This is a genomic window from Chryseobacterium sp. VD8, from assembly GCF_037149975.1.
Lineage (GTDB): Bacteria > Bacteroidota > Bacteroidia > Flavobacteriales > Weeksellaceae > Chryseobacterium > Chryseobacterium indicum.
This window is the reverse complement of record NZ_JBBCQL010000213.1, coordinates 1-8046: the sequence shown is the minus strand read 5'-3', so window position 1 is coordinate 8046 and position 8046 is coordinate 1. Positions and strand designations below refer to the sequence as shown.

Here is an 8046-nt window from a genome sequence, read left to right as displayed (position 1 = left end):
TGTAAAGGATTGTTTCAGGAACTCCTGCTTTTTAGTTGCAATAATCTCATCACTTTTGTAATCATAAAGCTGCGCATGGATGGTGATGTATTCTGCTGTACCCGGAAACTGAAAAGGAAAAGGGTTTTTATTCTGTCCTAATGTGATATCCAGTATAAAATAATTTAGCAGATTATCATAATATCTTCCGTTAACCCGTAAGATAATACGGTGTCTCTCAGGATTAAAATTTTGTGTTGTTACAAAAACCCTTTGAGTGGTTCTTAATGCATTGGCATTGATCCCTATAGCGGTTATTGTTGCTGGTTTCATTTGTTTTGTTTTATGCAGCAGACTTCAGGCGGTAAACTTAAGATTACCGCCTAATGTCTGAAGCAGATGTTATGTCATTAGATTCTTTTTACTATGAGCGAAACCTCTGTTGTAGATCCTTCTTTTACTTCAATAACTCTGGTAACTTTACCACTGATAATGTTATATTGGTTGTTCAGATCTTCATTTTCATCAAGACAGATTTCATATTTACCCACAGGGATATTTTGCAGGAAGAAATCACCTCCGTCATCTGGGTTGGTAAAATCTACAGGAGACTTGTCCATATTTTTGAGCATAATCTCTGGTAGTAAACCATCCAATCCTTTGAAGGATCCTGCTATATTTCCTGTTTTCTGTGTATCGCTATCACCTCCTATCTGTGCATCATTAGGAGTAATCTCCGAAGATTGCGGAACCTTTGTAGGATCTTCATAATCAGAAAGATTATCGTCAAACGGAAGTGCTTTTGTGACATTCAGCCCGATAGACTGCGCCTGCAGAATTGTAAGTGCCGTAGGCAGTCTTGTTGCCCATGCTTTACCATATTTCTCACCTTCTGTTTTGCGCATTTCGTCTACGATAGAAAGGAACAAAGGATCGTCGATGACAGGGATTTCTCCTCCATTCCAGATTTGTCCGGTTGCAAGATAATGCCTCACTGCTTCTTCAAAGCCTGGTCTTACAGTAACAATTACCCTGGCCATTCCGGACTGCATGAATGCACGGAAAGTAGGATCATTATCATCAAACTGATACATTTTGTCCCAGTTATTTCTATTCCCCCAATAATAAGGATAGAAATAATAGCTCATGATTTCCCATTCGAAAGCCTGCTCCACAAATTTTATGAAAGATGTATACTGATCCAGTGTAGAATCTAGTTTTACTTCTGTGTTCAGGAAGCTTTCTTCTGCATTATCGGTCTTATAATATTTGTTTTTACCGAAAGTAAGAGCAGCGGAAGGGTTCTGGTTTATCATGTAGGAGATACAGTTTCTCCTCAATATGGTATTTTCTATCTGTCTGTAGAATCCTGGGTTAGAACCTTTGATCTGTACTCCCTGTGCCTGAATGGCCGCCAGATCCTGATCATATTTTGTTTTTACTTTTTCGTAGGCTTCAATAATTTTGTTGAATGTTTTCTGTAGCCATGCATTTTTGGCTTCAGCAGTAAGATTGCATCTTACATCTAAACTTCCTTCGATAATAGGGCTTTCTCCGGTTGCAAATGAAAACGCAAGTTTATCTTTAACATTCAGATTTTTCAATACTCCGTTCTTTTGTGTGTCGTTTGCAGAAACAATCCATGGCAGAGGATTTCCGGCAATGGTAATAAATGCCTGATGAGATCCTTTAAAACCGTGAGGATATGTATTGAAAGTATAGGTTACCTGATCTACAACATATCCATCAGGAATTTCCACCTCTCCTGAACCGTTCGTTACCTGTACCTTATCATCATCTTTACCCGTATGTGCAGAATCTCTTTCATGAAATGATTTATTGATGCTGAAAGTAGCCATGGGGAATTCATCCACTTCAACATTGTATTTGCTCAGCCAGAATTTAAGAATGGTATCATCATTTAACGATGCAAATGTGGCAATTTTATGAATAGTTGATTCTCTCGGGTCTACAGGCTTAATCAACAAATTTTCTGCATTCTTAGAAATCTTCATTCCTAAATTATGAAGTTTGGCAGGCTCAGGAATCATGAATTCGAACATCATTCTCTTACCATAGTTGTAGATCTGATTTTTATAAATTTTGTCTACCCAACGGTAAACTCCCACTACGTGCTTGTCTCCTTTTCTATTGTCAAATTCATGAATATTTGATTCTTCAAATTCTTCAATCATTTTCTCTGTACGCTCTTTATGAACCTTGGTAACTACCCTGTCTGTTGCTTTCTGAGTAATTTCCTTGGCTTGCGTCATTGCCTGTCTTGTATTTTCTTCTTTAGAGTTGTGAGTGGAGAACCCTCCGGAAACGCCATAATTAATAGAGCCGCTTGGATAGGTATTTTCTCCGTTTACATACGCTGAAACATTTGCATCCTTCACATTCTGAATTGCTTTTGAAATTTCATTCTGAAGTTCAAAACGGTCTGCAGTAGAAGTATCGCGCAACTGTTCTTTTTCGGTATCCGAAGATTCCATTGTTGTAATCTCGCTTCGAGAAGTTTTTTTAGTAGATTTTTCTCTTCTTTCCCTTGCCATTACATTCTCGATGTGGGCAACTTCGCCTTCAATATACCCCTGTAAAGACTGTTCTACTTTAAGATAATCTGCAACACCGATATTTCTCATTCCAAATCCTGAAGGAATAAATGCGGCAGCATTGGAAGGAATGATCACAGGAGTTCCAGGGTTTTCCGGCTCTACAGGTTTCATTACAGGAGTGAATGCGGAACTTCCTTTAAAAACCCCTTGTTTAAGAATTCTGTCGATTTCCGAGGAGTCTCTTGTCAGGGTAACGTTTAAAGAATAGGTTTTACCATCATCAAGAACAACTTCTCCCTGCAATACAAAGCCTCCTGTGTTTACGGTTTGTGCAGCCGGGATCGACGTTCCGTTGTAAAAAAGAAAATTGACTCCGCTTACAGCCTGAAAAATATTGGTAGAAGCAATCTCGGTCCCATTAAGTGTAACTTTGTACGATCCAGAAACAATATTGGAAGCATAATTGTCTACCGTAAGCATAATAAACCAGTCTGAACTTCCTTTACTGTAGGTTTTCACACTATACGGAATCCATCCGTTACTATTTACGGTGTTGGTGACAGGAATAAGCATTCCTCCAACCGATGCAGACACCTGGGTATTAAGCTCGGTATTATTCAGAACCTGCTGCTGTAGGGCAAGATTATTCTGAGAAATACTTTCGTTAAGATCATTAAAAGAGCTTATTCCTTGTATTCCCGTAGCAAAAGAATCTGTACCCATGACTTTTGCCAACGTGGACAAATGCTCTGCGCTCAGGCTTTTCTGAAGGCTGTCTGCAGAAACTTCAGGACGGTAATCAAAGCTGAATTCTGCGAATTCCACAGGTGGAACCTGTAGTTTTGCTAACCCATCATTCAATTCCTTCAGTTCACTCGGCAAACGCTCGTCTCTTAAGAAATACTCAGGATTAGAAATACTAAATTCAGTAAGATACTGAATTCTTCCTTCCAAAAACTTCTTTCGGCTTTCGGCTTCAGAAAGCCTGCTCTGGTATTCGTTCTTAATAGGCGCAGATTCTTTCATATAAGTATCATAAGACTTCTGATAAGCATCCTGATATTCTCTGCGGTACGATTTCTCCACTTTGGCAAGAGCATCAGAAAGTTTCTGGTTTTCTATCAGTCTTACTTTTGCTTCTGCGAATTTCATGCTTTTATCATTGTACATTACCTGTGGCTGTGGAGTCTGTTCAATAACAGCACCGGATATTCTGGAAGCATTTCCGCCATTCAGACCGCTTGTATCTGTTTTAAACAATTCTTTCGGAAGCACCACTTTGGCTCTTACAATATTCTGATACATTTCGTCCTTCATATCATAATTCTGAAGAATATGTGCCAGATGCAAAAGCTGCATAATAAATTCCTTTACGTAGAAATCTTTTTGTGTGATCACCTGATAAACAAGATTATCCCACAGTTTAGAATCAATTACCGGAACTCCGTTTGCAGATTTGCATGCCGTAATTTTTGCATCGAATTCTGTTTTGGCAGCAATAGATTTGTTTCGGGCTACCCAGACCATTGTTTCATAGAACTTACCGTACTGGGATTTCAGCGTATCCTCAGTGAAAATCTGAAGAACAATATTCTGAGTATCAATTTTAGCACAGATCGCCGACAGCGTTTTCTGAGCAGCCAGATTGGTATCAAAAACACTGGTTGATTTCAGAGTAGAGTTTCTGAAGATAAATCTCTTGTCCAGGTCTTTAGGGTTTGATAGTTCAGGGTTTCTCATCGTTGCGAATCGAAAAAGTGTCTGAGTCGCATTGTTGTTTGTAGACATTTTTGTAAATTTGTTTGGTTTTATTAAAAAGGTTGAGATTTGAAGTTTCTTTTTCCGAGGATAACTTCAGGTTTTAGCCTTATTTTTTAAGGTGGTTTTCAGACTACATATATCCACCGTGAGTCTTAATGTCAAGTTGCATTTTATTATTTTCTATACTGCAAATATCACCCTGCACGACGACAGAACTAGTCGTATAAAAAACAAAAAACTATATTTTTTTGAAACAAATTGATAATCAGGGCGAAAAATTATATATTTTTACAAATTATTTGAAATAATTAAAATTATTCTTAGAAATAATATTTTATATTTAAACTTTCACAAAAATTAACATTGAGAAAACATCCTTATCTTGCCATGTAACTACTACCTGTTAAAAAATTCGGTCATTTTATTTCAACATGTCTAATTGTATTTAAATCATACGTAAAAATTGATATGTTTTGAAAAAATTACTCTTTTCAAAAAAACGAAAAACAGAAAAAGAATTTTAGCTTTTGAGTAATGAATTTGAATTCTCTGCCAAAGAAGTTTCCGATTACTACAGAAAACGATGGGATATAGAAGTGTTTTCAGATTTATCAAACAGGAACTTAACATTACCCGTTTGGTTTCACTCAATAAAAATGGAATTTAAGTGATGGTTTATATAACCGTGATTACCTCCATGCTTTTCCTTATCTATAAAAAAGCGAATAACTTAGGTTATAAAACAGCTAAAACAAGAATAGCAATGGTACTAATCATTTTTGCCGGTAGAAATCCCGATAAGGTTTTTAAAACATAGACCCTGCGGATTTCTTCCGATGATGACGCTACAGATTGTCGTTAATTTTTATTTTCACAAAATTATACAATTCACCCCTTTAATGATCAAAAAGTTAAAATAAGATCATCCAGAAGACAACATCCATTTAAAAAATTATCAAATAGTTGGTATAATTACATAAGACTTGTTATTGAAGTTTGCATATATACTAACTGAAACAAGTTACTTTAAATGTAGAGATCAAAAAATCCCCTTTTAATAATTTTTTTGATCTACATATTTTATAAGGATGGTTCAAATATTACTTCCCGATACAGAATCTAAAGAATTGTTTATTAATGGTAGTTTACACAATTAAAGTAGTACAAAATTGGTACACAATTAAGATGCTGCAAAATCTTTTTTTTCTATTTTTCCGCACGAATCCCGTCACGTTAAATAATTGCGAACCAATATTTTACAGCGTTTTACAATTAATTAAAAAATATATTTGTACTACTTTCGTACACCTCCAATCTTATAAATTACTAAAAATCAGCTAATTACCAATTCCCGATTCCAACTGTGATAATTAATACATTTTGCCAGTGCAACTCAATTTTTCATTAATTTTTTAGGAGTGAAATTACACAATTCTAGGATTCTGCTTATATTAAATCTCTAATCAACGATTAGTAACAACAGCACAACTGTAATAGCATATCTGTATCAACACTTTAAATAACCATTTGTTTTCTTTTGCCCTAGCTATCTACAATAATTTGTAGATCTTATTTCATAAAAAAACAGCATTGAAATTCAATACTGTTTTTTTTATCATTTTGCTTGGTAAAATATCTGGATCGGACGGGACTTATCAATTTTTGAAATAACCTTTATTTATGGCATTTAACAAAGATTGTCATTTCAAAGACCCCTTATTTTCCCCCTCTTATTTTATTACTATTTGTAGCATCTTGTGAGTACTCAAATTTAATAAAATCCGCTTACTTATGCAACAAATAGTCAGGTTAATCTTTAATAATTTCCTTTACTTTTTCTTCATCAATGCCGGTATAGATACAAAACTCTGAAACAGTTAAAAACTGGTGCTCTTTCTTATTTAGTTCCTGCATAATTTTACGGATGAGGTTACGACTATAGCGTTCACTACGCCCAGTGATTCTCTGGACATCTTTCGGGTAAATACAAAGTCTCTGCATTCTCTTTTTCATACTCTATCCTTGCTTTTGGTTAGGAGTTGCTATACTGATTATGCGGTGACTCTGCAAATGTAAAATAATTCTTTTTCTTCCTCAAATGGAAACTTATTCCCTATTCGGCAAAAACGGTCTGTATCGGCACGCAAACTTGTTCTGAATCTACATTTTATGAAATTTTGTCTTGTGAATTCACCAAGGTTTGAGAGAATGAACATTATCATTCTAAAATTAATTTTTTAAAATTTAAGAAAATGGCAAGACAAAGAAGTATTATAAAATTGGACGGAACGATTGGAGGAATTACCTTCTACAAGTCCAAAGACGGTTATTTAGCCAGAGAGAAAGGCGGAATCTCGGCAGAAAGAATTGCAAATGATCCTGCGTTTCAAAGAACCAGAGAAAACGGTGCTGAATTCGGGCGTGCAGGAAAAGCCGGGAAAGTTCTACGAAATTCTATTCGACAACTTTTGCAGAATGTGAATGACAGCAGAATGGTCAGCCGACTGACCAAAGAAATGGTAAAAGTCATTCAAATGGATGCTACCAATCCGAGAGGTCAAAGAAATGTAATCGATGGCGAAGCGGAGCTTTTAATTGGTTTTGATTTCAATGCGAATGGAAAATTAGGAAATACCATTTATGCTCCGTGGGTAAAAACTTTAGACAGAGCTACAGGCGAAGCTGGTGTAACATTCGATCCTTTTGTCCCAGCAAATATGATTGCGGCTCCCGGAGGAACGACGCACTTTAAGCTAACCGCTGCGGCAATGGAAATTGATTTTGAAAATGAAAGCTATATTGCACCAATCGGTGAAACTGTAATCTTCCCTTGGGATAATACCTTAACGGCTGCTATCGATATTCCTTTGCAGCTGACTGCAGACTCTACAAAGCCACTGTTTTTGGCTTTAGGAGTGGAATTTTATCAGGAAGTAAATGGCGAAAAGTATTCATTGAAAAATGGGGCTTTGAAAGCGTTTCAGTCCAAAATTCAAATGGCATATTGAAATTATGAATGTTAAAAACAGAGATTACATTTTATTTCATCCTGCCAATGATGCATTGAAAGAACTGAATGGATGTATTGCTCCTGTTTCTGAACTGACTGGAGAAGGAAAAGGAATCCGTTCGAAGGTTGCTTTTGAAAGATTGAAAGAAACCATTTTCCCATATCTGGAAAAAGGATTCGTGATTGAATTAATGATAAAATAAATGAAAAATTCTTCCTCTCACCCTAAAGGGAGGAATTTTTCCTAAAATAAAAATTATATGAAAAAAATAGTAGAAAGAATTCAGGAGCCCACTCCGAAATTCTTCAAAAAGATAAGAAATATTGGTTTGATGCTGACGGCTATCAGCGGAGTAATTGCTACCGCTCCGATTTCACTTCCTGCAGTTCTGGTAACGGTTGCAGGATATTTGGCAGTTGCAGGCGGAATTGCTTCAGCAATCAGCCAGACGGCTGTTTATCGTGATAATTAATTCATTTTAAACCGAATTATTATGAATTACGTGGATAACTCGACAAAACTCAGCACAGCATTCGGCACTATTCTGACTATCTTTGTCAATATCCGAACCGAAGACCTCATCAAAACAGTTTTATTGGCTGCAGTTGGCGGAGTTTCGAGTTTTGGTGCCACCTTATTGCTAAAATTTCTTATCAGAAACATAAAAAACAAGTTCCGGAAATAAAAGTTGTGGTGACTGCGGAACAATTAAGCCTCTCAAAAATTTGAGAGGCTTT

At 36.2% G+C, this 8046-nt stretch carries 8 protein-coding genes; 5 read left to right on the top strand and 3 right to left on the bottom strand.

The genetic code is table 11. From position 1 onward, the window contains the following. Both WFK35_RS18175 and WFK35_RS18170 read right to left on the bottom strand, forming a co-directional pair. On the bottom strand, nt 1-312 hold a 312-nt coding region (locus tag WFK35_RS18175; protein ID WP_336733762.1), incomplete at its 3' end, for a hypothetical protein. Between the two features lie 77 nt (nt 313-389). After that, nucleotides 390-4325, bottom strand: coding sequence for a hypothetical protein (locus WFK35_RS18170; protein ID WP_336733761.1), 3936 nt, complete (start codon nt 4323-4325; stop codon nt 390-392). A gap of 643 nt (nt 4326-4968) precedes the next feature. Between WFK35_RS18170 and WFK35_RS18165 the strand changes: the two genes are divergently transcribed. Then, nucleotides 4969-5115: a hypothetical protein gene (locus WFK35_RS18165; RefSeq protein WP_175608834.1), complete on the top strand. Its 147-nt coding sequence runs from the start codon at nt 4969-4971 to the stop codon at nt 5113-5115. A gap of 992 nt (nt 5116-6107) precedes the next feature. Here the strand turns inward: WFK35_RS18165 and WFK35_RS18160 are convergent. Next, nucleotides 6108-6311, bottom strand: a complete 204-nt coding sequence (locus WFK35_RS18160) for a hypothetical protein (protein WP_047096966.1) — start codon at nt 6309-6311, stop codon at nt 6108-6110. 239 nt (nt 6312-6550) lie between these two features. Between WFK35_RS18160 and WFK35_RS18155 the strand changes: the two genes are divergently transcribed. The 4 genes from WFK35_RS18155 to WFK35_RS18140 are packed head-to-tail and all read left to right on the top strand — an operon-like array spanning nt 6551 to nt 7994. Beyond that, the gene (locus tag WFK35_RS18155) at nt 6551-7306 is read left to right on the top strand and encodes a hypothetical protein (protein WP_047096965.1); all 756 of its coding nucleotides are present in this window, start codon (nt 6551-6553) and stop codon (nt 7304-7306) included. Nucleotides 7307-7310: 4 nt separating this feature from the next. After that, nucleotides 7311-7511, top strand: a complete 201-nt coding sequence (locus tag WFK35_RS18150; protein ID WP_052769240.1) for a DUF5675 family protein — start codon at nt 7311-7313, stop codon at nt 7509-7511. Nucleotides 7512-7568: 57 nt separating this feature from the next. Beyond that, nucleotides 7569-7781: a hypothetical protein gene (locus WFK35_RS18145; protein WP_047096964.1), complete on the top strand. Its 213-nt coding sequence runs from the start codon at nt 7569-7571 to the stop codon at nt 7779-7781. Between the two features lie 21 nt (nt 7782-7802). Beyond that, a complete protein-coding gene (locus WFK35_RS18140) occupies nt 7803-7994 on the top strand; it encodes a hypothetical protein (RefSeq protein ID WP_047096963.1) in 192 nt (63 codons plus the stop codon). The last annotated feature ends 52 nt before the right edge of the window (nt 7995-8046 follow it).

Bases quoted from the DNA above. Each gene is read 5' to 3' on its own strand.
- WFK35_RS18160 (WP_047096966.1), bottom strand. From the start codon at position 6,311: ATGAAAAAGAGAATGCAGAGACTTTGTATTTACCCGAAAGATGTCCAG.
- WFK35_RS18140 (WP_047096963.1), top strand. From the start codon at position 7,803: ATGAATTACGTGGATAACTCGACAAAACTCAGCACAGCATTCGGCACT.
- WFK35_RS18155 (WP_047096965.1), top strand. From the start codon at position 6,551: ATGGCAAGACAAAGAAGTATTATAAAATTGGACGGAACGATTGGAGGA.
- WFK35_RS18150 (WP_052769240.1), top strand. From the start codon at position 7,311: ATGAATGTTAAAAACAGAGATTACATTTTATTTCATCCTGCCAATGAT.
- WFK35_RS18170 (WP_336733761.1), bottom strand. From the start codon at position 4,325: ATGTCTACAAACAACAATGCGACTCAGACACTTTTTCGATTCGCAACG.
- WFK35_RS18165 (WP_175608834.1), top strand. From the start codon at position 4,969: ATGGTTTATATAACCGTGATTACCTCCATGCTTTTCCTTATCTATAAA.
- WFK35_RS18145 (WP_047096964.1), top strand. From the start codon at position 7,569: ATGAAAAAAATAGTAGAAAGAATTCAGGAGCCCACTCCGAAATTCTTC.